Consider the following 22,771-nt stretch of genomic DNA (forward strand, 5'->3'; position numbering starts at 1 on the left):
ATGAAAACCCGCGCCGGCGGCGCGGGCACCGTGACGGGCGGCAGAGTCCGCCGCCGGGACCGTTAAACTCGGTGGACGTGGCCCACCCGATGATTGCTCCCTCCATCCTCTCCGCGGACTTCGCCCGGCTCGCCGACGAGGCCGCCGCGGTCGCCGACGCGCACTGGCTGCACGTCGACGTCATGGACGCGCACTTCGTCCCGAACCTGACCCTCGGCCTTCCGGTCGTGCAGTCGTTGCTGAAGGCGACCGACATCCCGCTCGACTGCCATCTGATGATCGAGGATCCGGGTCGCTGGGCGCCGCCCTACGCCGAGGCGGGCGCCCACAACGTCACCTTCCACGTCGAGGCCACCGACAACCCCGTCGCCGTCGCCCGCGACATCCGGGCCGCCGGTGCGCGGGCCGGGCTGAGCGTCAAGCCCGGCACCCCGATCGAGCCGTACCTCGAGATCCTCGAGGAGTTCGACACGCTGCTGGTGATGAGCGTCGAGCCCGGATTCGGCGGCCAGTCCTTCATCCCGGACGTGCTCGACAAGGCCCGCGCCGTCCGCCGGCTCGTCGACGCCGGCGAGCTGACCCTGCTCGTCGAGATCGACGGGGGCATCAACGCCGACACCATCGAGGCGGCCGCCGAGGCCGGTGTCGACTGCTTCGTCGCCGGGTCGGCCGTGTACGGGGCCGACGACCCGGGCGAGGCGGTGCGCAAGCTGCGCGAGCGGGCCGCGCACGCCTCCCCGCACCTGACCCTGGCCCCGTGAGCGGTGCTCCGCGTGGGGCGGCGGTGAGCGGCGCACCGCTCGACGCGGCCCTGCGCCTCGCGCTCGACGCCGGCGAATCGGTGCGCGGCACCACCACCCCCAACCCGCCGGTCGGCGCGGTGATCCTCGACGCGGCCGGGCAGGTCGCCGGGGTGGGGGCGACCTGCCCGCCGGGCGGCCCGCACGCCGAGGTCGTGGCCCTGACCGAAGCGGGGGAGCGGGCCCGCGGCGGCACCGCGGTGGTCACCCTCGAGCCGTGCAACCACACCGGCCGCACCGGGCCGTGCGCGCAGGCGCTGCTGCGTGCCGGCGTCGCCGCCGTCTACTACGCGGTGACCGATCCGAATCCGCCCGCCGCCGGCGGCGCACAGACCCTGCGCGCCGCCGGGGTGAGCGTGCACGGCGGGTTCGGCGCCGAACTCGCCGAGGCGGGCGCGCTGCGCGCCTGGCTGCACCGGCAGCGCACGGGACGTCCCCATGTGACCTGGAAGTACGCGGCGAGCCTGGACGGGCGCAGCGCCGCGGCCGACGGCACGAGCCGCTGGATCTCCGGCCCGCAGGCACGGGCCCGCGTGCACGCCGAGCGTGCCCGCCTCGACGCGATCGTCGTCGGCACCGGCACCGTCCTCGCCGACGACCCGTGGTTGACCGCCCGGCGGCCGGACGGCTCGCTGGCCCCGCACCAACCGCTGCGCGTCGTCGTCGGCCGAAGTGAAATCCCCAGGACCGCACGGGTTCTCGACGACGCCGCGCCGACCCTGGTGCTGCGCACCCACGACCCCGACGAGGTGCTCGGCGCGCTCGCGGACCGGGCGGACGTGCTGCTCGAGGGCGGCCCGCGCCTGGCCGGGGCGTTCCTCGCCGCCGGCCGGGTCGACCGCATCCAGGCCTACCTCGCGCCGGTCCTGCTCGGGGCCGGACCGTCCGCCGTACGGGACGCGGGCGTGGGCACGATCGCCGAGGCGCTACGGTTTCGTCGGGAGCGCGTCGAAACCGTCGGCGCCGACGTGTTGCTGACCCTGGTCCCCGACCGGGAGTGAAGGAGCGGGTACGTGTTCACCGGGATCGTGGAGGAACTGGGGGAGATCGTCGCGCGGGAGGACCTCGCCGACGCGGCGCGGTTCACCGTCCGCGGGCCCGTGGTGACCTCCGACGCCGGCCACGGCGACTCCATCGCCGTCAACGGTGTGTGCCTGACCGTCGTCGACGTCCAGGGCGGTGACTCCTTCACCGCCGATGTGATGAAGGAGACCCTCGACCGTTCGAGCCTGTCGCAGCTCGGTCCGGGCAGCCGCGTCAACCTGGAGCGGGCCGCGGCGCTGAACAGCCGTCTCGGCGGGCACCTGGTCCAGGGGCATGTCGACGGCACCGGCACCGTGCTCTCCCGCACCCCGTCGGAGAACTGGACCGTGGTGCGGATCTCGCTGCCGGCGGAGGTGTCCCGGTACGTGGTGCACAAGGGCTCGATCACCGTGGACGGGGTCTCGCTGACCGTTTCCGCCCTCGGCGGGACGCCCGGCGACGAGTGGTTCGAGATCTCCCTGATCCCGACGACGTTGTCGCTGACCACCCTGGGCAGTGCCGCGCCCGGCACGCTCGTCAACCTCGAGGTCGACGTCATCGCCAAGTATGTGGAGCGGCTGCAGGCCGCCGGCCGCTGAGTCGTACTGTTGAACTCGGCAATCAGTTTGTCCGTACACGAGATTTTGGAGCCCACGCAAGTGACGAGGTTCGACACCATCGAGCGCGCGATCGCCGATATCGCAGCCGGCAAGGCGGTCGTCGTGGTCGACGACGAGGACCGCGAGAACGAGGGCGACCTCATCTTCGCGGCCGAGAAGGCCACCCCCGAACTCGTGGCGTTCATGGTGCGCTACACCTCCGGGTACCTGTGCGTGCCGTTGGCCGGTGAGGACTGCGACCGCCTCGGCCTGCCCCCCATGTACTCGACCAACCAGGACAAGCACGGCACCGCCTACACGGTGACCGTCGACGCGCGCGAGGGGATCGGCACCGGCATCTCCGCGTCGGACCGGGCCACGACGATGCGCCTGCTCGCCGATCCGAACAGCACCGCGCAGGACTTCACCCGCCCCGGGCACGTGGTGCCGCTGCGCGCCAAGGAGGGCGGCGTGCTGCGCCGGCCCGGCCACACCGAGGCCGCCGTCGACCTCGCCCGCATGGCCGACCTGCGTCCGGCGGGGGTGATCTGCGAGATCGTCTCGCAGAAGGACGAGGGCCACATGGCTCAGACCGAGGAACTGCGGGTCTTCGCCGACGAACACAAGCTCGCCCTGATCTCCATCGCCGACCTGATCGCCTGGCGCCGCAAGCACGAGAAGCACGTGGTGCGCATCGCCGAGGCCCGCATCCCCACCCGGCACGGCGACTTCACCGCCGTCGGCTACCAGAGCGTCTACGACGAGGTCGAACACGTCGCGCTGGTGCTCGGCGACATCCCCGGCCCGGACGGCGAGGGCGCCGACGTGCTCGTGCGGGTGCACTCGGAGTGCCTGACCGGCGACGTGTTCGGCTCGCTGCGCTGCGACTGCGGCCCGCAGCTCGACGCCGCACTCGAGATGGTGGCCATGGAGGGCCGCGGCGTGGTGCTGTACATGCGCGGACACGAGGGCCGTGGCATCGGGCTGATGCACAAGCTGCAGGCCTACCAGCTCCAGGACTCCGGCTCGGACACCGTGGACGCGAACCTGCAGCTCGGCCTGCCCGCCGACGCCCGCGACTACGGCATCGGCGCGCAGATCCTCGTGGACCTGGGCATCTCGTCGATGCGGTTGCTCACCAACAACCCGGCCAAGCGGGTCGGCCTCGACGGTTACGGGCTGCAGATCACCGAGCGGGTGGCGATGCCGCTGCGCGCGAATTCCGAGAACATCACCTATCTGCGCACCAAGCGGGACCGCATGGGCCACGACCTGATCGGCCTGGACGACTACGAGGCGGGGGACGCGTAGATGAGCGGCGAAGGACTGCCCGAGCTGCAGCTGTCCGAGGCGGCCGGGCTGAAGCTGGCCATCGTCGCCGGCCGCTGGCACACCGAGATCTCCGAGGCGCTCGTCGCCGGGGCGCAGCGCGTCGCCGAGCGGGCCGGCGTCACCGACGTCACCGTCGAACGCGTCGCCGGTGCGATCGAGCTGCCGGTCGTCGCCCAGCAGCTGGCCCGTACCCACGACGCGGTCGTCGCCCTCGGCGTCGTGATCCGCGGCGGCACCCCGCACTTCGAGTACGTGTGCGACGCGGTCACCTACGGGCTGACCCGCATCGCGTTGGACGAGGGCACCCCCGTCGGCAACGGCGTCCTGACCACGAACGACGAACAACAGGCCCTCGACCGGGCCGGACTGCCCGGCTCCGTCGAGGACAAGGGCGGCCAGGCGTGCGCCGCCGCCCTCGACACCGCCGTCACCCTGCGGCGGCTGCGCGGGGCCGCGCGGTGACCTCCGCCGCCGACACCGTCTGGGACCTCGAGGTCCGCAGCCGCAAGATGACCCGGTGGGCGATCGTCGCGGCGGTCCTGCTCATGCTCGGCCACATCGGGGCCGCGCTCGTGCTGCGCGCCGGCGGCGACACCGGCGTGAACCTGCGCCTCGCCGATCAGATCGCCATCGTCTGCGTGGGGGTGGTCGTCTCCGGCGGTGTGCTGCTGCTGACCCGGCCCCGGCTGCGCGCCGGGGCCGCCGGCGTGGCGGTCCGCAACATCCTCGGCGAGAAGACGTTCGGCTGGGATCAGGTCCGGGGCATGAGCTTCCCCCAGGGCAAGCCGTGGCCGAGGCTCGAGCTGCCGCAGGACGAGTACGTGCCCGTCGTCGCGGTACAGGCCCGCGACGGCGAGCACGCCGTCGCGGCGCTGACCGCGTTCCGCGAGCTCGAACAGCGGTACGGCGGGAGCGTCGGCACCGCCGACTAGCCTGGACCCGTGCCCGACCCCTCGACCTATCGCCCTGCTCCCGGCACCATCCCGGTGGAGCCGGGGGTGTACAAGTTCCGCGACCCGCACGGCCGCGTCGTCTACGTCGGAAAGGCCAAGAGCCTGCGCTCGCGGCTGAACTCGTACTTCGCCGACGTCGCGTCGCTGCACCCGCGGACCCGCCAGATGGTGACCACCGCCGGGTCCGTCGAGTGGACCGTGGTGGGCACCGAGGTCGAGGCGCTCCAGCTCGAATACAACTGGATCAAGGAGTTCGATCCGCGCTTCAACGTCCGCTACCGCGACGACAAGACCTACCCCATGCTCGCGGTGACGCTGAACGAGGACTACCCGCGGCTGTTCGTCTACCGAGGACCGCGCCGCAAGGGCGTGCGGTACTTCGGGCCCTACTCCCACGCCTGGGCCATCCGCGAGACCCTGGACCTGCTGCTGCGGGTGTTCCCGGCCCGCACCTGCTCCGCCGGGGTGTTCAAGCGTCACGCGCAGATCGGCCGCCCGTGCCTGCTCGGCTACATCGACAAGTGCTCGGCGCCGTGCGTGGGCCGCGTCGACGCCGACGAGCACCGGCGCATCGTCGAGGACTTCTGCGACTTCCTCGCCGGCCGCACCGACAAGCTGGTCCGCGACCTCGAACAGCGCATGCAGGCCGCCGCCGAAGACCTGGACTTCGAGACCGCCGCGCGCCTGCGCGACGACCTCGGGGCGCTGCGCCGGGCCATGGAGAAGCAGGCGGTGGTGCTCGGCGACGGCACCGACGCCGACCTCGTCGCCTTCGCCGGCGACGAGCTCGAGGTGGCCGTACAGGTGTTCCACGTGCGCGGCGGCCGCGTGCGCGGACAGCGCGGCTGGGTGGTGGAGAAGTCCGGGGACGTGGTCGACCGGCCCGAGACCGCGGCAGGCGCGTCCGACGCCGAGACGGAGGTGTCGCTGCTCGTCGAGCAGTTCCTCACCCAGTTCTACGGCGAGGAGGCCGCGCTGTCGGCGGCCGGGGCCGAACCGGCCGGCAGCGCGGTGCCGCGGGAGGTGCTCGTGCCCGCCCTGCCGCCCGACCCGGAGGAGATGAGCCGCTGGCTCGGCACCCTGCGCGGGGGGCCGGTGCGGCTGCGGGTACCGCAACGCGGGGACAAGAAGGCCCTCGCCGAGACCGTGCAGCGCAACGCGCACGAGGCGCTGACCCAGCACAAGCTGCGCCGCGCCGGTGACTTCACCGCCCGCTCGGCCGCCCTGCAGGGCATCCAGGAGGCCCTCGACCTGGACTCGGCCCCGCTGCGCATCGAGTGCGTCGACATCAGCCACGTCCAGGGCACCGACGTCGTGGCGTCGCTGGTGGTGTTCGAGGACGGCCTGCCCCGCAAGTCCGACTACCGCCACTACGCCATCCGCGAGGCCGCCGGCGACGGCCGCTCCGACGACGTCGCCTCCATCGCCGAGGTGACCCGGCGCCGATTCCTGCGGCACAACCGGGACCTCGCCGCGGCCCGCGGTGACCTGGTCGCGGCCCGCCGCGGTGACCCGGACGCGGCCCGCCGCGGTGACCCGGTCGCCGCCCGCGACGGCGACGGCGGTGACCTCGCCCCGGAGGCCGCGCTCGACCCGGCCACCGGGCGGCCCCGCCGCTTCGCGTACCCGCCGAACCTGTACGTCGTCGACGGTGGTGCCCCGCAGGTCGCCGCCGCGGCGGAGGTGCTCGACGAACTCGGCATCACCGACGTCGCGGTGATCGGCCTGGCCAAACGGCTCGAGGAGGTGTGGGTGCCGGGAGAGGAAGACCCGGTCATCCTGCCGCGCACCAGCGAATCGCTCTACCTGCTGCAGCGGGTGCGCGACGAGGCGCACCGCTTCGCCATCACCTACCACCGCAGCAAGCGGTCCCGGCGGATGACCGCGTCCGCGCTCGACGGGGTTCGCGGGCTCGGGCAGGCGCGGCGCAACGCGCTCGTCGCGCACTTCGGGTCGGTGGCCCGGCTGCGGGAGGCGAGCGTGGAGGAGATCACCGCGGTGCCGGGCATCGGTGTCGCCACCGCCCGCGCCGTGCTCGACGCCCTGCGCGGCGACGCCCCGGACACCGAGACGGCGGGCGAGGCTGCGCCGGACACGCCGGTGAGTGATGATGGCACCGTCGGCGTGTCGGGCGGACGAACGGAGACGGAACGGTGACGCAGCAGGCGCAGACGGCGCAGCCTCGACCCCGGCCGCGGGGTGAACTCCGCCCGCGCGCCGAGGTCGCCCTGGTCACCGGCCTGTCCGGGGCCGGCCTGAGCACCGCCGCGACGGCACTCGAGGATCTCGGCTGGTTCGTCGCCGAGAATCTGCCCCCGCAACTGGTCACCTCGATGGTCGATCTCGCGGTGCAGGCCGACCCGCCCCTGCAGCGCCTCGCCGTGGTCATGGACGTCCGCAGCCGCCTGTTCACCGGCGACCTCGGCTGGGTCGTCACCGAACTGGCCGCCCGGCCCGTGCGCACCCGGGTGCTGTTCCTCGAGGCCACCGACGAGGTCCTCGTGCGTCGTTTCGAGCAGGTCCGGCGCAGCCACCCGCTGCAGGCCGACACCGCCGACCGCACCCTCACCGACGGCATCGCCGCCGAACGCGCCCAGCTCGCCGGGGTGAAGGCGGCCGCCGATCTGGTGGTCGACACGTCGTCGCTGTCCGGTCCGGAACTACGCCGCAAGATCGACTCCGCGTTCGGGGACGGCGACGCCGACTCGATCCGGGTCACCGTCGAATCCTTCGGGTTCAAGTACGGTCTGCCGATGGACGCGGACGTGGTGTGCGACGTGCGGTTCCTGCCCAACCCGCACTGGGTGCCCGAACTGCGCCCGCACACCGGCCAGGACGACGACGTCCGCGACTACGTGCTGAGCCGGGACGGGGCCCAGGACTACCTGCAGACCTATCATCGGCTCCTCGAACTGACCACGGCCGGCTACCGCCGGGAGGGAAAGCGCTACATGACGATCGCGGTGGGATGTACCGGCGGCAAGCACCGCAGCGTGGCGATGAGCGAGGCCCTCGCCGCGCGCCTGGAAACCGACCCGACGCTGGCGGTGCACGTCGCGCACCGGGATCTGGGGCGCGAATGACGGGCCCCGGCACCGCGGCCCCCGCACCCGGGCCCGGCGGGCAGGTCGCCGCGCCGGAACCGTCGATCGTCGCCCTGGGCGGCGGCCACGGCCTGTACGCCACCCTCAGCGCCGTCCGCCGGCTCAGTAACCGCGTCACCGCCGTCGTCACCGTCGCCGACGACGGGGGGTCCTCCGGGCGGCTGCGCGCCGAACTCGGCGTCATCCCGCCCGGCGACCTGCGCATGGCCCTGGCCGCGCTCGCCGCGGACACCCCCCGCATCCACACCTGGACCGAGACGGTCCAGCACCGGTTCGGCGGCACCGGCGCCCTGGCGGGACACTCGGTCGGCAACCTGATCCTGGCCGGACTGACCGAGGTGCTCGGCGACCCCGTGGCCGCGCTCGACCGCGTCGCCGAGCTGCTCGAGGTGCGCGGCCGGGTGCTGCCGATGTCGCCGATCGCCCTCGACATCGAGGCGGACGTCTCCGGCCTCGAATCCGATCCGCGCGCCAGCCGGATCATCCGCGGGCAGGTCGCCGTCGCCACCACCCCCGGCAAGGTGCGGCGCGTGCGGCTGATCCCGGCCGACCCGCCGGCGTGCCCCGACGCGCTCGACGCGGTGGGCGCCGCCGACCTCGTCGTGCTCGGGCCCGGCTCGTGGTTCTCGAGCGTCATCCCGCACGTGCTCGTCCCCGAGCTGCACGAGGCGCTGGTGGCGGCGCCCGCCCACAAGGTGCTGGTGCTCAACCTCGCTGCCGAACCGGGGGAGACCGCCGGATTCTCCACCGAGCGGCATCTGCACGTGCTGGCCCAGCACGCCCCCGACTTCCGGGTCGACCACGTGGTCGTCGACTCCGCGTCGGTACCCGAAGGACGCGAACGCGAACACCTGTGCCGGGCGGCCGCCGGATTCGGCGCCCGGGTGGTCTACGCCGACGTCGCCGAGACCGGCACCCACCGACACGATCCCGCCAAACTGGCGGCGGTCCTGGAACGACACCTGCCCGACGCGGCCCGCCCCCGGGATCTCGCGCAGCGGGACGGAAGGGAGATCCCGACGTGGCAATGACAGCGGAGGTCAAGGACGAGCTGAGCCGGCTGGCGGTCACCCGCACCAGCAGCCGCAAGGCCGAGGTGTCCGCCCTCCTGCGCTTCGCCGGCGGGCTGCACATCGTCGGCGGCCGCGTCGTCGTGGAGGCCGAGGTGGACCTCGGGTCGATCGCCCGCCGGTTGCGCCGCGAGATCTTCGAGCTCTACGGCTACTCGGCGGAGGTGCACGTCCTCGGCGCCGGCGGACTGCGCAAGAGCTCACGTTACGTGGTGCGCGTCGCCAAGGAAGGCGAGGCCCTCGCCCGTCAGACCGGCCTGCTCGACGTGCGTGGCCGCCCGGTGCGGGGCCTGCCCGCCCCGGTCGTCGGCGGCAGCATCGCCGACGCCGAAGCGGCGTGGCGCGGCGCCTTCCTCGCCCACGGCTCGCTCACCGAGCCGGGCCGCTCCTCCGCCCTCGAAGTCAGCTGCCCCGGCCCGGAGGCCGCGCTCGCGCTCGTCGGCGCCGCCCGCCGCCTCGGCATCGCCGCCAAGGCCCGCGAGGTGCGCGGCGCCGACCGGGTCGTCGTGCGCGACGGCGAAGCCATCGGGGCGCTGCTCACCCACATGGGTGCCCAGGACACCCGGCTGACCTGGGAGGAGCGCCGGATGCGGCGCGAGGTCCGCGCCACCGCCAACCGGCTCGCCAACTTCGACGACGCCAACCTGCGCCGCTCCGCGCGCGCCGCCGTGGCCGCGGCCGCCCGCGTCGAACGGGCCCTGGCGATCCTCGGCGACGACGTGCCCGACCACCTCGCCGCGGCGGGCGCCCTGCGCGTCCAGCACCGGCAGGCCTCCCTCGAGGAACTGGGCCAGCTCGCCGACCCCCCGATGACGAAGGACGCCGTCGCCGGACGCATCCGCCGACTGCTGTCCATGGCCGATCGCCGCGCCAAGGATCTCGGCATCCCCGACACCGAATCGGCAGTGACCCCGGAGCTGCTCGACGAGGCCTAGCTGTGATGTCCAGGCACGCTGGCTGGCCGGCCCGGGCCTCCTGCCGCACTCCGCCGGCACCGCAGATAGGGTAGGGGTCACATCGACCGATGAGTCCTGCCGGTGGGCGCCGATGTCTCCGGCGCCGCGGCGGGCAACACTGGCACAACCAGAAGAAATGGGCAAAGGAGCGTAATTGTGACTGTCCGGGTAGGCGTGAACGGCTTCGGTCGTATCGGACGTAACTTCTTCCGGGCTGTCGAGGCGCAGAAGGCGCTCGGCACCACCGACATCGAGATCGTCGCGGTCAACGACCTCACCGACAACGCGACTCTGGCCCACCTGCTCAAGTACGACTCGATCCTCGGCCGGCTGCCGCAGGATGTCAGCCTCGACGGTGAGGACACCATCGTCGTCGGCGACCACCGGATCAAGGCCCTCGAGGTCAAGGAAGGCCCGGCCGCGCTGCCGTGGGGCGACCTGGGCGTCGACGTCGTCGTCGAGTCGACGGGCATCTTCACCGACGCGTCGAAGGCGAAGGGTCACCTCGACGCCGGCGCCAAGAAGGTGATCATCTCGGCGCCCGCCAAGGGCGAGGACCTCACCGTCGTGATGGGTGTCAACGACGACAAGTACGACGGCAGCCAGAACATCATCTCCAACGCCTCGTGCACCACCAACTGCCTCGGACCGATCGCCAAGGTCCTCGACGACAGCTTCGGCATCGTCAAGGGCCTGATGACCACGGTCCACGCCTACACCCAGGACCAGAACCTGCAGGACGGCCCGCACAAGGATCTGCGCCGCGCCCGCGCCGCCGCCCTGAACGTCGTGCCCACCGGCACCGGCGCCGCCAAGGCCATCGGTCTCGTCCTGCCGCAGCTGGTCGGCAAGCTCGACGGCTACGCCCTGCGCGTGCCGATCCCCACCGGCTCGGTCACCGACCTGACCGCCAACCTCGCCACCCCGGCCTCCGTCGAGGAGATCAACGCGGCGATGAAGGCGGCCGCCGAGGGCCCGCTCAAGGGCATCCTCAAGTACACCGAGGACGAGATCGTCTCCTCGGACATCGTCACCGATCCGCACTCGTCGATCTACGACGCCGGCCTGACCAAGGTCATCGACGACCAGGTCAAGATCGTCTCCTGGTACGACAACGAGTGGGGCTACTCCAACCGCCTGGTCGACCTCATCGGCCTGGTCTCGAAGTCCCTCTGACCGAACAGGACAGTCGAACAGTGGCAGTTCAGACTCTCGAGGATCTGCTCGCCGCCGGCGTCGAGGGCCGTGGCGTGCTGGTGCGCTCGGACCTCAACGTCCCGCTGGACGGCGCGACGATCACCGACCCCGGTCGCATCATCGCGTCCGCCCCGACGATCGCCGCGCTCGCCGAGGCGGGCGCGAAGGTCGTCGTCACCGCCCACCTGGGCCGGCCCAAGGGCGAGCCCGATCCGAAGTTCTCCCTCGCCCCGGTCGCGGCGAAACTCGGCGACGTGCTCGGCCGCAACGTCCAGCTCGCCGGCGACGTCGTCGGGCAGGACGCGCTGGCCCGCTCGGAAGGCCTGACCGACGGCGACATCCTCCTGCTCGAGAACATTCGCTTCGATCCGCGCGAAACCAGCAAGGACGAGGCGCAGCGGCAGGCGCTGGCCCGCGACCTCGTCGAACTCGTCGGCGACGACGGGGCTTTCGTCTCCGACGGCTTCGGCGTGGTGCACCGCAAGCAGGCCTCGGTGTACGACGTGGCGAAGCTGCTCCCGCACTACGCGGGCAACCTCGTCGCCGCCGAAGTCGAGGTCCTCGCCAAGCTCACGAGCGACCCGGAGCGGCCCTACGCGGTGGTGCTCGGCGGCTCGAAGGTCTCCGACAAGCTCGCCGTCATCGAAGCCCTCGCCCCCAAGGTCGACACCCTCGTCATCGGTGGCGGTATGTGCTTCACCTTCCTTGCCGCGCAAGGCATCCCGGTGGGCAACTCGCTGCTCGAGGAATCGATGACCGAGACGTGCAAGGACCTGCTCGAGCGGTTCGGCGACGTCATCCACATCCCGCAGGACGTGGTCGTCGCCGACTCCTTCGCCGCCGACGCCGAGGCGAAGACGGTGCCCACCACCGAGATCCCCGACGGCTGGATGGGCCTGGACATCGGACCCGAGTCGGTGGCCCGGTTCGCCCAGTACCTCACCGGCGCCAAGACCGTGTTCTGGAACGGCCCGATGGGCGTGTTCGAGTTCGAGAAGTTCGCGGCCGGCACCAAGGGGGTCGCCGAGGCGATCGTCGAGGCCACCCGCTCCGGCGCGTTCAGCGTCGTCGGCGGCGGCGACTCGGCCGCGGCCGTGCGTCTGCTCGGCCTCCCCGAGGACGGGTTCTCCCACATCTCCACCGGCGGCGGCGCCTCCCTCGAATACCTCGAGGGCAAGGAGCTGCCCGGGATCAGCGCCCTCGACGACACCGCACCGGAGGCCTGAGATGACCCGAAAGCCGCTCATCGCCGGCAACTGGAAGATGAACCTCAACCACCTCGAGGCCATCGCCCTCGTGCAGAAGATCGCCTTCGCGCTGCCGGAGAAGTACCTCGAGAAGGTGGACGTGACGGTGCTGCCGCCGTTCACCGACATCCGCAGCGTGCAGACGCTGATCGAGGGCGACAAGCTGCTGCTCACCTACGGTGCGCAGGACGTCTCGGCCCACGACTCGGGTGCCTACACCGGAGAGATCAGCGGCGCGATGCTGGCCAAGCTGGGGTGCACCTACGTGGTGGTCGGCCACTCGGAGCGACGCACCCTGCACGGCGAGACCGACGAGATCGTCCTCGCCAAGACCAAGGCGGCGTTGCGGCACGGCCTGACCCCGATCGTGTGCATCGGCGAAGGCCTCGACATCCGCGAAGCCGGTCAGCACGTGTCCCACAACGTCGCCCAGCTGCGCGGATCCCTCGCGGGGCTCTCGTCCGACGACATCGCGAAGATCGTCGTCGCGTACGAGCCGGTCTGGGCCATCGGCACCGGCAAGGTGGCCTCGGCCGCCGACGCCCAGGAGGTGTGCGCGGCGGTACGCGCCACCCTCGCCGAGCTCGCCTCCCCGGAGACCGCCGACGCCGTCCGCGTGCTCTACGGCGGCTCGGTCAACGCCAAGAACGTCGGCGAACTGATCGCCCAGCTCGACATCGACGGCGGTCTCGTCGGCGGTGCCTCGCTCAAGGCCGACGAGTTCGCCCAGCTGTCCGCCATCGCCGCGGGCGGGCCGCTGTAAGGCACCCGCGGTGCCCTTCCGGATCCCCCGAGGCCCGGAAGGGCGCCGCGACGGCGCCCTGTAGTCTGGCGCCATGGCACTGTTCCTCGACATCCTGCTGATCACCACCAGCCTGCTGCTGATCCTGCTCGTGCTGCTGCACCGCGGCAAGGGCGGCGGTCTGTCCACCCTGTTCGGTGGCGGTGTCCAGTCCAGCCTGTCCGGCTCCAGTGTCGCCGAGAAGAACCTCGACCGGCTGACCGTGTTCACCGGCATCGTCTGGCTGATCGCCATCCTCGGCATCGGCCTGCAGATCAAGTTCAGCTGAGCACTGCGCACGACGGCGCGACCCGGACTTCCGGGTCGCGCCGTCGTGCGTCGGCCGCGATACTGACCGGATGACGGATACCGCCCGCCCGGCCGACCCCTCCGGGTCCCGCTCCGCCACCGAACCTCTGCGCCAGGACATCCGGCTGCTCGGCGGGATGCTGGGCCGCATCGTCCGCGAACAGGCCGGCGAGCACCTCTTCGCCCTCGTCGAACGCGCCCGCGTCGAGAGCTTCCGCGTGCGCCGCTCCGAGATCGACCGCGCCGAACTCGCGGCGATGTTCGCCGACGTCCCCACCGACGACACCCTCCCCGTCATCCGGGCCTTCAGCCACTTCGCGCTGCTGGCGAACCTCGCCGAGGACCTGCACCGGGAACGCCGCCGCGCCGTGCACGTGCGCGCCGGGGAGCCGGCACAGGACAGCTCCCTGGCCGCCACCTACCGCAAGCTCGACGCCGCCGAACTCGACCCCGCCGAGGTCGCCGCCGCGCTCGACGGCGCCCTCGTCTCCCCGGTGATCACCGCCCACCCCACCGAGACCCGCCGCCGCACCGTCTTCGACGTGCAGACCCGCATCACCGATCTCATGCGCCGCCGCGAACGCGCCGAACCCGACGAGCGATCCGACATCGACCTGCACCTGTGGCGGCAGATCCTCACCCTGTGGCAGACCGCCCTCATCCGGCTCGCCCGCCTGCGCATCCAGGACGAGATCGAAGTGGGCCTGCGCTACTACGACGCCGCCCTGTTCCGCGTCGTCCCGGCCCTCAACGCCGAGGTCCGGCGCGCCCTGCGCGAACGCTGGCCCGGCGTCCCGCTGCTGCCGGACCCGTTGGTGCGCACCGGAACCTGGATCGGCGGCGACCGCGACGGCAACCCCAACGTCACCGCCGAGGTCGTCCACCGCGCCACCGACCGGGCCGCCGCGACCGCCCTCGGCCATCACCTCGCCGAGCTCGAACGGCTCGAGCAGGAGCTGTCGATGTCCGCACGTCTGGTCCGCGTCACCGACGACCTGGCCCGCCTCGCCGACGCCTCCGGTGACGCCGCCCCGTCGCGCGCCGACGAACCGTACCGCCGCGCGCTGCGCGGCATCCGGGGCCGCCTGACCGCCACCGCGGCGCGACTGCTCGACGACCCACCGCCGCACGCGGTGCCGAGCCGGCTGACCGCCTACGACACGCCCGCCGAACTGCTCGCCGACCTCGACATCCTCGACGCCGCCCTGCGCGCCGGCGGCAGCGCGGTCCTCGCCGACGACCGGCTCGCGCACGTGCGCGGCGCCGTCGAGGCTTTCGGCTTCCACCTCGCCTCCCTCGACCTGCGGCAGAACGCGGAGGTGCACGGCCGGGTGATCGCCGAACTGTTCAGCTGGGCCGGTGTCACCGACGACTACCCGGCGCTGCCCGAGGAGGAGAAGGTCGCGCTGCTCGCGGCCGAACTGCGCACCCGCCGTCCCCTCAGCGCGCCCGGCGCGCGGCTCGGCGCCGACACCGCCCGTGAACTCGGCGTGCTCCGTGCCGCCGCCGACGCCGTGACCCGGTTGGGCCCGGATGCCGTGCCGCACTACATCGTCAGCATGTGCAGCTCGGTCTCGGATCTGCTCGAGGCGCTGGTTCTGCTCGACGAGGCCGGCCTCGTCGAGCACGACATCGCCGGGCCGCGCTGCCCGGTCGCGGTGATCCCGCTGTTCGAGACCATCGACGATCTGCGGCACGGCGCCGAGATCCTCACCGCCGCCCTCGCCGTCCCCGAGTTCCGCAACCTCGTCGACTCCGCCGGCGGGGTCCAGGAGGTCATGCTGGGCTATTCGGACTCGAACAAGGACGGCGGCTACCTCGCCGCGAACTGGGCGCTGTACCGGGCCGAACTCGACCTGGTGGAGGCCGCGCGCACCGCCGGGATCCGGCTGCGCCTGTTCCACGGCCGCGGCGGCACCGTCGGTCGCGGCGGCGGACCGAGCTACGACGCGATCCTTGCGCAGCCGCCCGGGGCCGTCGCCGGCTCGCTGCGCCTGACCGAGCAGGGTGAGGTGATCGCGGCGAAGTACGCCGAGCCGAAGCTGGCGCGCCGCAATCTCGAGTCCCTCGTCGCCGCGACCCTCGAGTCCACCCTCCTCGACGTCGAGGGACTCGGCAGCGACGCCGGCCCGGCGTACGCGGTGCTCGACGAGCTCGCCGAACTTGCCCGCGCCGCCTACAGCGATCTCGTGCACGAGACCCCGGGCTTCGTCGAGTACTTCCGGACGGCCACGCCGGTCGCGGAGATCGGGGCCCTGAACATCGGCAGCCGGCCCACCTCGCGCAAGCCGACGTCGTCGATCGCCGACCTGCGGGCGATCCCCTGGGTGCTGGCATGGACCCAGTCCCGTGTCATGCTGCCCGGCTGGTACGGCACCGGGACGGCCGTCGAGACCTGGATCGCGGGCGACGAGGCGCGCCTGGCCACCCTCACCGGCCTGTATCGGCGCTGGCCGTTCTTCCGCACCGTGCTGTCCAACATGGCGATGGTGCTGGCCAAGTCCGACCTCGGTCTCGCGGCGCGCTACGCCGAACTGGTGCCGGACCCGGACCTGCGGGACCGGGTGTTCGACAAGATCACCGCGGAACACGAGCGCACCGTGCGCGTCTACCTGGCGATCACGGGGCACTCCGAGCTCACCGCGGACAACCCGGCGCTCGCCCGGTCGGTGCACAACCGCTTCCCGTACCTCGAGCCGCTGAACCACCTGCAGGTCGAGTTGCTGCGCCGGTTCCGGGCGGGGGAGGACACCGACCGGGTCCGCCGCGGCATCCAGCTGACGATGAACGGCCTCGCGACCGCGCTGCGGAACAGCGGCTAGCGCCGGGCAGCAGGCCGGGGCGGCAGCGGCCGGTCCGGCCGGGCCGGACCGGCCGGAGCTGCCCGCTCAGCGGGACGACGGCGCGCCGAACGGCCGTGACCCGCTACACCTGGACGGGTGACTCATGACCGCGAACAGATCGTCGAACGGCTCGCCGAACTCGCCTCCGCCCTCGACCGCCGGGACTGGGCCGGTCTCGGTGCCGCCTTCACCGACTCCGCGACCGGCTACGGCGTGGCGGGGCGCGACGGCATCGTCGCCGTGGTCCGCGCCCATCTCGGCGGCTGCGGACCCTCGCAGCACTTGCTGGGCAACCACCGCATCGAGGTCGACGGCGACCGGGCCCGGTCGCTGACGTACGCCCGCGTCCACCACGTGGGCGCGGGCCCGGCCGCCGGGGCGAGCTACGAGTGCTTCGGCGAGTACGACGACCGGTGGGTCCGCACCCGGGACGGCTGGCGCCTGACGTCGCGCACCTTCACCATCTCCCACGACCTCGGCGACTTCGGCGTCCTCCGGCCCGGCTGACCCGCGGCGCGTGCACCGCGGGTCCGGCCGAGGCGGACGTCAGGGCGTGACGATCGCGAAGTCCGGATCCACCGGTGCGAGTACCTCGACGAGCCGGGCCACCACTGTCGGGTCGCCCGTCACCGCGATCGTCCCGTCCGCGAGGGCCGCCGCCGCATCCAGCTGCCCGGTGAGGGCACCGATCAGGGCGCGGCGGGTGAGGGTGAACACGGTGCTGTCCGGCGGCGGCTCGGGCACGGTCCGATGGTTGAGCACGCCGTGGCGCAGTTCCGTGAGATACGTGGTCCCGAGGTCGGTCAGGACCCACGTGATCACCAGCTGCAGATCCCACGCGCGGGGTCCGTCCACCCGCACCGCCAGGCTGTCGAACAGCTGCGGGACGGTCAGCGCATCGAGGAAGTCGCCCGAGGACTGCACCGGCGACCCGAAGATTCCCTCGCGGAGTTCCTTCGCGCCGGCCAGATAGACGCAGCGCCAGGTGCCGTTCTCGGCGCCGTACGCGAGTTGCTCCATCGCGTCGGCCTGCAGGTCCCGGGCGGCCTGATCGGTGTCGTCGGTGAACAGCAGATGTTTGCAGACCTCGAGCACCCAGCGGTAGTCGCCCTCCTCGAAGGCACCTCGCGCGACGGCGAGGGCGGCGTCGGCGCCGCCCATGGCGTCGACGTACCGGCGGGCGGCCTCGGCCGGGGGATGGGCCCACAGGTTGGCGGGGTTGCCGTCGTACCACCCCATGTACCGCTGGTAGATCGCCTTGACGTTGTGGCTCACCGAGCCGTAGTAGCCGTGGGTGTGCCACGCCGCCGCCAGGGCCGGGGGCAACTCGAACCGTTCGGCGATCTCCGCGCCCACGAGGCCCTGATTCATCATCCGCACCGTCTGATCGTGCAGGTACAGGTACATGTCGCGCTGCACGGCGAGGAATTCGAGCGCTCGCTCCCGGCCCCAGGTCGGCCAGTGGTGCGAGGCGAACACGACCTCGAGCGCGTCGCCCCACAGGCCGATCGTCTCGTTGAGGTAGTGGCCCCAGGCGTGCGCGTCGCGCACCACCGCACCGCGCAACGTGAGGATGTTGTGCATGGTGTGGGTGGCATTCTCGGCCGCGCACAGCGCGCGCCGCTCGGGGAACCAGATGTTCGTCTCGGCGGGGGCCTCGGTGCCGGGGGTCAGCTGGAAGACCATCCGTACCCCGTCGACGGTGAGCTCCTGCCCGGTCGCGGTGATGTCGACGGTCGGCGCGATGAGCGTGACGGTGCCGGCCGACGTGGTCTGGCCCAGCCCGGCACCGATCTGACCGGCCGGCCCCTTCCCGAGCGCCGCCCCGTACATGTAACCCGAGCGCCGCGACATCGCCGTGCCCGCGAACAGGTTCTCCGACACCGCATGTTCGAGGAACCCGGCCGGGGCGACGACCGGGACCGTCCCGGCCGCGACGAGTTCCGCGTCGAGCACCCCCTCGACGCCACCGAAGTGGTCGACATGGGAGTGGGTGTAGATCATTCCGGACACGGGCCGGTCGCCGCGGTGCCGCCGGTACAGCGTCAGCGCCGCCGCGGCGGTCTCCGCGCTGATCAGCGGGTCGATCACGATCACCCCGGTGTCACCCTCGACGACGGTCATCACCGACAGGTCGAACCCGCGCAACTGGTAGATCCCCGGCACCACCTCGAACAGGCCGTCCTCGGTGAGCAGCCGGCTCTGCCGCCACAGACTCGGATGCGCCGTCGGCGGGGCGGGCCCGTCGAGGAACGCGTAGGCGTCGAGGTCCCACACCACGCGTCCGTCCGCGGTGGTGATCGTCCGTTGCTCGCTGCGGCCGACGAACCCGCGCGTCGCATCCTCGAAGTCCTGCCCGTCGTCCGCGGGCAGCGTGGCCGCCGCGGCCTGCAGGTTCCGCCGAGTGGTCTCGCTGGCACCGGAAGCGCTCATGGCCGCCGTCCTCCCCGGAAGTTGCGCGGTGCCCCGAGCGTAGAGGACGTTGCCGGCGCAGGCCGGTGATCACCGGAATCGGGTGCGACTCACCGATACTCGTCGGCGAGTTCGAGGTAGCCCTCCCAGTGCGGCAGGGCCCGGCCGCCGAGCACGGCGTCGAGCCGGTCGAGGTAGTACTGCCAGCCGGGACCGATCTCCGAGGTCTCCGACCGCGGGACGTGCCGGTGCGAGAACTCGAGGGTGGTGACGACCCCCACCTGCTTCGTCGTGAGCTCGAGTTGCCACCCGTCCTGGTCGACGACGAGGACGTGGGGCGGGTCGCAGCGCAGGATCCGCACGTCCGTCGTCGCCGTGTCGTGCTCGTCGGTCATCGTCAGCTGCACCCGTCCCGAGGCGGGGTCGCCCGTCCACCGTCCGTACCAGTGTTCGAGCCGGTCGGTCAGCGCCGCCCACACCTCGCCGACCGGCAGGGCGAAGCTGCGCACGTAGTGCAGGGTGACGAGGGAGGACCCGTCCGGACAGCCGTGCTCGGGCCGGATCTCGCCCAGGACGGTGGTCGGGGTGCTCATCGAAGGCTCCTTTCCACGCAGTGCTGTCCCCATTGTGGTCCGCCGGAGCGCAGCCCGCCGGGTATGCGCCGGGCCGTCCCGCGGGAACCGCGGGGGTGGCCGCGGCGTCGAACTGGGCAGGGAACACGGAACTGGGAACACCGAACTGGGCAGGGAACACCGTAGGGGAGGAGCTTCGCGATGGACCGTAGGACGGAGCGATGCCGCCGTGGCCGCCTCACCGGGCTGCGCGCGACCCGCAATCCGAGCTGGGCGGCACGCCTGCGTTGCGGCGTGACCGACGGCCGTGTGCCCCCGGATCCGCGGTCCGGCGGACCCGACCGGGACGGGCGGCGGTGGTGACGGTCAGCCCGCGGGCAGCGCCGCGGCGGCCTCCGTGTCGAGGAACCACACGGTCTGTTCGCGGCCCCGCGCCCCGGCGGCCGGGATGTCCACCGCGTCGGCGCCGCCCACCGCGGCCGCGACGGCCTCGGCCTTGGCCGCGCCGGTGACGAGGAGCCACACCTGCCGGGCACGGCGGACCGCCGGGAGGGTGAGCGTGACCCGCGCGGCGGGCGGCTTGGGGGAGTCGTCGACGCCGACGACGAAGCGATCCTGCTCGCGCACCGCGTCGGTGTGCGGGAACAGCGAGTTGACGTGTCCCTCGCCGCCCATCCCCAGCAGGTGCACGTCGAACTCGGGGGTGCTGCCGTCGGAGGAGTTCGCGGCGAGCACCTGCGCGTACGCGCGGGCCGCCGACTCGGGGGAACCGGCCCCGGCCTCGTCGAGGGTGGGCATCGCGTGCACCCGCGCCGGATCGAGCGGCACGTGGTCGAGCAGCGCCGCGCGGGCCTGGACCTCGTTGCGCTCGGGATCGCCCGGCGGCAGGTACCGCTCGTCGCCGAAGTACACGTCGACCGCGGACCAGTCGATTCCGCCGGGAGCCCGCAGGACCGCGTCGAGCACGGCGATGCCGGTGCCGCCGCCGGTCAGCACCACCGCGGCGTGGCCGCGGTCGCGCTGCGCGGCGACCACGGTCTCGACGAACGCTGCGGCGGCCGCCCGCGCGAGCTCGTCGCCCGACTCGAAGCGCCGCACGTGGACGTTCCCGGAGATGTGGCGCGCGTCAGACATATTCCACCTTCGACAGGGCCGTCAGGGCCGCGTGGTACACCTCGTCGGGATCGAGCCGCCGCAGTTCCTCGGCGAGGCATTCCGAGGAGTCGCGGCGTGCGAGCGTGATCAGCGAATCGGGTTTGCCGGTGCGCCGCAGCGTGGCCACGCGCCCGTCCTGAGGCCGCTCGAGCGAGATCGTCTGGGTTCGGGTGCGCAACTCGACCCGCAGATCGCCCACCGCGCGGTGCACCGGGCCGTCGATACGGCTCGCGAGCCAGCCCGCGAGCAGATCCACCGCCGGTTCGCTGCCGAGTCCCGATACCAGCGCCGACTCGACCGGCTCGAACGGTGGCTGGTCGAGCGCGGAGACGAGCAGCGCCCGCCAATACGTGATCCGGCCCCACGCGAGGTCGGTGTCGCCGGGGGTGTAGCCGGACAGCCGCGAGACGATCTCGGTCATCGGGCGCGACGAGTTCGTCGCATCGGTCAGGCGTCGCACGGCGAGCCGCCCCACCGGGTCCGCCGCCGGCACCTCGGGAGGGGTGTTCGGCCACCACACCACCACCGGGGTGTCCGGCAGCAGGAACGGCACGATCACCGATTCCTGGTGGTCGGCGAGCGGGCCGTGCAACGCGAGGATCAGCACCTCCGAGGCCCCGGCGTCACCGCCTATGCGGATCTCCGCATCCATGCGCGGTTCGTCGCCCGCGCGGCCGCGGCCGACGACGATCACGCGGCACGGATGCTCCCGCGACGCCCCGATGGCCGCGGTGATCGCGGCCTCGAGGCCGCGTGGACCGTCGGTGCACACCACCAGGGTGAGCACGCGCCCCTGCGTGACGATGCCGCCGGTCTGCCGCAGCTGGACGAGCTGTTTGCTGATGTCGATCGCGGTGGCGTTGCGCAGCTGCATCCTCACGGGCGTCTCCATTCGCGGCCCGAGCGGCGGAGCATCTCGTCGGCCGACGACGGCCCCCAGGTGCCGGCCTCGTACGGCTCGGGCTTGCCGTGCGCCGCCCAGCGCTCGAGCACCGGGTCGAGGATCCTCCACGACAGCTCGACCTCGTCGTCGACAGGGAAGAGCGACGGCACGCCGAGCAGCACGTCGAGGATCAGCCGCTCGTACGCCTCGGGGGAGGACTCGGTGAACGCCTGGCCGTAGCTGAAGTCCATGTTGACGTCGCGGACCTCCATGCTCGAGCCGGGCACCTTGGAACCGAAGCGGAGGGTGACCCCCTCGTCGGGCTGCACGCGGATGACGAGGGCGTTCTGGCCGAGCTCGGTGGTCATCGTCTGGTCGAACGGCAGGTGCGGGGCCCGCTTGAACACGATCGCGATCTCGGTGACGCGCCGGCCCAGACGCTTGCCGGTGCGCAGGTAGAACGGCACTCCGGCCCAGCGGCGGGTGTCGATCTCGCAGGTGATCGCCGCGTAGGTCTCGGTGGTCGAGTCGGCGGCGAAGCCCTGCTCCTCGTGCAGGCCGACGACCTGCCCGCCGTTCTGCCAGCCGGCGATGTACTGGCCGCGCGCGGTGGTCTCGTCGAGGGGCTCGGCGAGCCGGGTCGCGGACAGCACCTTGATCTTCTCCGCCCGCAACTCCGCCGGGTCGAAGCTGATCGGTTCCTCCATCGCGATGAACGCGAGCAGCTGCAGCAGGTGGTTCTGGATCACGTCCCGGGCGGCGCCGATGCCGTCGTAGTAGCCGGCGCGGCCGCCGAGACCGATGTCCTCCGCCATCGTGATCTGCACGTGGTCGACGTAGTGCGCGTTCCACAGCGGATCGAACAACTGATTCGCGAATCGCAACGCCAGGATGTTCTGCACCGTCTCCTTGCCGAGGTAGTGGTCGATGCGGAACACCGCCTCCTCGGGGAACACCTCGGCGACCAGCCGGTTCAGTTCCTGGGCGCTCGTCAGGTCGTGACCGAACGGCTTCTCGATGATCACCCGGCTCCAGGTGCCGTCTTGCGCGATCGCGAGTCCGGACCGTTTGAGCTGCGCGGACACCACCGGGAACGCGTTCGGCGGGATGGACAGGTAGAAGGCGTGGTTGCCGCCCGTGCCGCGGGCCTTGTCCAGCTCGGTCAGCGTCGAGGCGAGTTCGGTGAACGCGGCGTCGTCGTCGAAGCTGCCCTGCACGAACCGGATGCCCTCGGCCAGACGATTCCACACCTCCTCCCGGAACTTGGTGCGCGAGTTGGCCTTCACGGCATCGTGCACGACCTGACCGAAGTCCTCGTCGGCCCAGTCTCGTCGCGCGAAGCCGACGAGCGCGAACCCGGGCGGCAGCAGACCGCGGTTGGCCAGGTCGTACACCGCCGGCATCAGCTTGCGGCTGGCGAGGTCGCCGGTGACCCCGAAGATCACCAGGGCACACGGCCCGGCGATCCGGGGTAGCCGACGATCACGCTCGTCCCGGAGTGGATTGACCCACGCCGCCGTCTCGGGTCCGCGCAC

General features: G+C 72.3%; 22 protein-coding genes. 17 read left to right on the forward strand and 5 right to left on the reverse strand.

Annotated features, from left to right (window positions below):
* Nucleotides 1-77 precede the first annotated feature (77 nt).
* From rpe to LZP97_RS07315, 16 genes are all read left to right on the forward strand, one after another.
* Nucleotides 78-761 (forward strand): ribulose-phosphate 3-epimerase, encoded by a 684-nt coding sequence (gene rpe / locus LZP97_RS07240; protein WP_026138115.1) that lies wholly within the window; start codon nucleotides 78-80, stop codon nucleotides 759-761.
* On the forward strand, nucleotides 758-1,801 hold the full coding sequence (gene ribD / locus LZP97_RS07245) for a bifunctional diaminohydroxyphosphoribosylaminopyrimidine deaminase/5-amino-6-(5-phosphoribosylamino)uracil reductase RibD (RefSeq protein WP_228287154.1): 1,044 nt from the start codon (nucleotides 758-760) through the stop codon (nucleotides 1,799-1,801). Before rpe ends, ribD begins: the two co-directional genes overlap by 4 nt.
* Before the next feature lie 12 nt (nucleotides 1,802-1,813).
* Nucleotides 1,814-2,422: a riboflavin synthase gene (locus tag LZP97_RS07250; RefSeq protein WP_010595111.1), complete on the forward strand. Its 609-nt coding sequence runs from the start codon at nucleotides 1,814-1,816 to the stop codon at nucleotides 2,420-2,422.
* Nucleotides 2,423-2,482: 60 nt separating this feature from the next.
* A complete protein-coding gene (locus LZP97_RS07255; protein ID WP_006937680.1) occupies nucleotides 2,483-3,733 on the forward strand; it encodes a bifunctional 3,4-dihydroxy-2-butanone-4-phosphate synthase/GTP cyclohydrolase II in 1,251 nt (416 codons plus the stop codon).
* The gene (gene ribH / locus LZP97_RS07260; RefSeq protein ID WP_048773526.1) at nucleotides 3,734-4,216 is read left to right on the forward strand and encodes a 6,7-dimethyl-8-ribityllumazine synthase; all 483 of its coding nucleotides are present in this window, start codon (nucleotides 3,734-3,736) and stop codon (nucleotides 4,214-4,216) included.
* Nucleotides 4,213-4,686 carry a PH domain-containing protein gene (locus LZP97_RS07265; RefSeq protein ID WP_017682233.1) on the forward strand — a complete coding sequence of 158 codons (474 nt, stop codon included), beginning with the start codon at nucleotides 4,213-4,215 and terminating at the stop codon, nucleotides 4,684-4,686. Before ribH ends, LZP97_RS07265 begins: the two co-directional genes overlap by 4 nt.
* 9 nt (nucleotides 4,687-4,695) lie before the next feature.
* Entirely contained in the window at nucleotides 4,696-6,864 is a 2,169-nt protein-coding gene (uvrC, locus tag LZP97_RS07270; RefSeq protein ID WP_048773525.1) for an excinuclease ABC subunit UvrC, read from the forward strand.
* A gap of 71 nt (nucleotides 6,865-6,935) precedes the next feature.
* The gene (gene rapZ, locus LZP97_RS07275) at nucleotides 6,936-7,790 is read left to right on the forward strand and encodes an RNase adapter RapZ (RefSeq protein ID WP_172603666.1); all 855 of its coding nucleotides are present in this window, start codon (nucleotides 6,936-6,938) and stop codon (nucleotides 7,788-7,790) included.
* Nucleotides 7,787-8,842 (forward strand): gluconeogenesis factor YvcK family protein, encoded by a 1,056-nt coding sequence (locus LZP97_RS07280; RefSeq protein WP_010595106.1) that lies wholly within the window; start codon nucleotides 7,787-7,789, stop codon nucleotides 8,840-8,842. Before rapZ ends, LZP97_RS07280 begins: the two co-directional genes overlap by 4 nt.
* Nucleotides 8,839-9,816: a DNA-binding protein WhiA gene (whiA, locus tag LZP97_RS07285; RefSeq protein WP_017682091.1), complete on the forward strand. Its 978-nt coding sequence runs from the start codon at nucleotides 8,839-8,841 to the stop codon at nucleotides 9,814-9,816. Before LZP97_RS07280 ends, whiA begins: the two co-directional genes overlap by 4 nt.
* A gap of 177 nt (nucleotides 9,817-9,993) precedes the next feature.
* A complete protein-coding gene (gene gap / locus LZP97_RS07290; protein ID WP_010595104.1) occupies nucleotides 9,994-11,013 on the forward strand; it encodes a type I glyceraldehyde-3-phosphate dehydrogenase in 1,020 nt (339 codons plus the stop codon).
* 20 nt (nucleotides 11,014-11,033) lie between these two features.
* On the forward strand, nucleotides 11,034-12,260 hold the full coding sequence (locus tag LZP97_RS07295; protein WP_010595103.1) for a phosphoglycerate kinase: 1,227 nt from the start codon (nucleotides 11,034-11,036) through the stop codon (nucleotides 12,258-12,260).
* Nucleotide 12,261: 1 nt separating this feature from the next.
* Complete coding sequence (tpiA, locus tag LZP97_RS07300) at nucleotides 12,262-13,044, forward strand: triose-phosphate isomerase (RefSeq protein ID WP_010595102.1); 783 nt, start codon at nucleotides 12,262-12,264, stop codon at nucleotides 13,042-13,044.
* Nucleotides 13,045-13,117: 73 nt separating this feature from the next.
* The gene (gene secG, locus LZP97_RS07305; RefSeq protein WP_003939471.1) at nucleotides 13,118-13,351 is read left to right on the forward strand and encodes a preprotein translocase subunit SecG; all 234 of its coding nucleotides are present in this window, start codon (nucleotides 13,118-13,120) and stop codon (nucleotides 13,349-13,351) included.
* A gap of 70 nt (nucleotides 13,352-13,421) precedes the next feature.
* The gene (gene ppc, locus LZP97_RS07310) at nucleotides 13,422-16,193 is read left to right on the forward strand and encodes a phosphoenolpyruvate carboxylase (protein WP_010595101.1); all 2,772 of its coding nucleotides are present in this window, start codon (nucleotides 13,422-13,424) and stop codon (nucleotides 16,191-16,193) included.
* Between the two features lie 117 nt (nucleotides 16,194-16,310).
* Entirely contained in the window at nucleotides 16,311-16,721 is a 411-nt protein-coding gene (locus tag LZP97_RS07315) for a nuclear transport factor 2 family protein (RefSeq protein WP_010595100.1), read from the forward strand.
* 39 nt (nucleotides 16,722-16,760) lie between these two features.
* Here the strand turns inward: LZP97_RS07315 and LZP97_RS07320 are convergent, their stop codons facing one another.
* Together LZP97_RS07320 and LZP97_RS07325 are read right to left on the reverse strand one after the other, a co-directional pair.
* Nucleotides 16,761-18,647: an alkyl/aryl-sulfatase gene (locus LZP97_RS07320; RefSeq protein WP_017682093.1), complete on the reverse strand. Its 1,887-nt coding sequence runs from the start codon at nucleotides 18,645-18,647 to the stop codon at nucleotides 16,761-16,763.
* Between the two features lie 89 nt (nucleotides 18,648-18,736).
* A complete protein-coding gene (locus LZP97_RS07325) occupies nucleotides 18,737-19,219 on the reverse strand; it encodes an SRPBCC domain-containing protein (RefSeq protein ID WP_010595098.1) in 483 nt (160 codons plus the stop codon).
* A gap of 180 nt (nucleotides 19,220-19,399) precedes the next feature.
* Between LZP97_RS07325 and LZP97_RS07330 the strand changes: the two genes are divergently transcribed.
* The gene (locus LZP97_RS07330; RefSeq protein ID WP_161800551.1) at nucleotides 19,400-19,561 is read left to right on the forward strand and encodes a hypothetical protein; all 162 of its coding nucleotides are present in this window, start codon (nucleotides 19,400-19,402) and stop codon (nucleotides 19,559-19,561) included.
* 3 nt (nucleotides 19,562-19,564) lie between these two features.
* Here LZP97_RS07330 and pgl read toward each other — a convergent pair whose 3' ends face one another.
* Genes pgl through zwf form a run of 3 tightly spaced genes read right to left on the reverse strand, consistent with a single transcriptional unit; the run spans nucleotide 19,565 to nucleotide 22,771 of the window.
* Nucleotides 19,565-20,332, reverse strand: a complete 768-nt coding sequence (gene pgl / locus LZP97_RS07335; RefSeq protein ID WP_010595097.1) for a 6-phosphogluconolactonase — start codon at nucleotides 20,330-20,332, stop codon at nucleotides 19,565-19,567.
* On the reverse strand, nucleotides 20,325-21,233 hold the full coding sequence (gene opcA, locus LZP97_RS07340) for a glucose-6-phosphate dehydrogenase assembly protein OpcA (RefSeq protein WP_371851032.1): 909 nt from the start codon (nucleotides 21,231-21,233) through the stop codon (nucleotides 20,325-20,327). The genes pgl and opcA overlap by 8 nt, the downstream gene beginning before the upstream one ends.
* A complete protein-coding gene (zwf, locus tag LZP97_RS07345; RefSeq protein ID WP_010595094.1) occupies nucleotides 21,230-22,771 on the reverse strand; it encodes a glucose-6-phosphate dehydrogenase in 1,542 nt (513 codons plus the stop codon). The genes opcA and zwf overlap by 4 nt, the downstream gene beginning before the upstream one ends.

It is taken from the genome of Rhodococcus sp. DMF-1, from assembly GCF_021441945.1.
In the GTDB taxonomy this organism is placed as follows: Bacteria; Actinomycetota; Actinomycetes; order Mycobacteriales; family Mycobacteriaceae; genus Rhodococcus; species Rhodococcus ruber.

Coding starts and splice junctions, on each gene's coding strand:
- tpiA (WP_010595102.1), top strand. CDS start 12,262: ATGACCCGAAAGCCGCTCATCGCCGGCAACTGGAAGATGAACCTCAAC.
- whiA (WP_017682091.1), top strand. CDS start 8,839: ATGACAGCGGAGGTCAAGGACGAGCTGAGCCGGCTGGCGGTCACCCGC.
- LZP97_RS07280 (WP_010595106.1), top strand. CDS start 7,787: ATGACGGGCCCCGGCACCGCGGCCCCCGCACCCGGGCCCGGCGGGCAG.
- secG (WP_003939471.1), top strand. CDS start 13,118: ATGGCACTGTTCCTCGACATCCTGCTGATCACCACCAGCCTGCTGCTG.
- LZP97_RS07320 (WP_017682093.1), bottom strand. CDS start 18,647: ATGAGCGCTTCCGGTGCCAGCGAGACCACTCGGCGGAACCTGCAGGCC.
- LZP97_RS07325 (WP_010595098.1), bottom strand. CDS start 19,219: ATGAGCACCCCGACCACCGTCCTGGGCGAGATCCGGCCCGAGCACGGC.
- pgl (WP_010595097.1), bottom strand. CDS start 20,332: ATGTCTGACGCGCGCCACATCTCCGGGAACGTCCACGTGCGGCGCTTC.
- ppc (WP_010595101.1), top strand. CDS start 13,422: ATGACGGATACCGCCCGCCCGGCCGACCCCTCCGGGTCCCGCTCCGCC.
- LZP97_RS07330 (WP_161800551.1), top strand. CDS start 19,400: ATGGACCGTAGGACGGAGCGATGCCGCCGTGGCCGCCTCACCGGGCTG.
- ribH (WP_048773526.1), top strand. CDS start 3,734: ATGAGCGGCGAAGGACTGCCCGAGCTGCAGCTGTCCGAGGCGGCCGGG.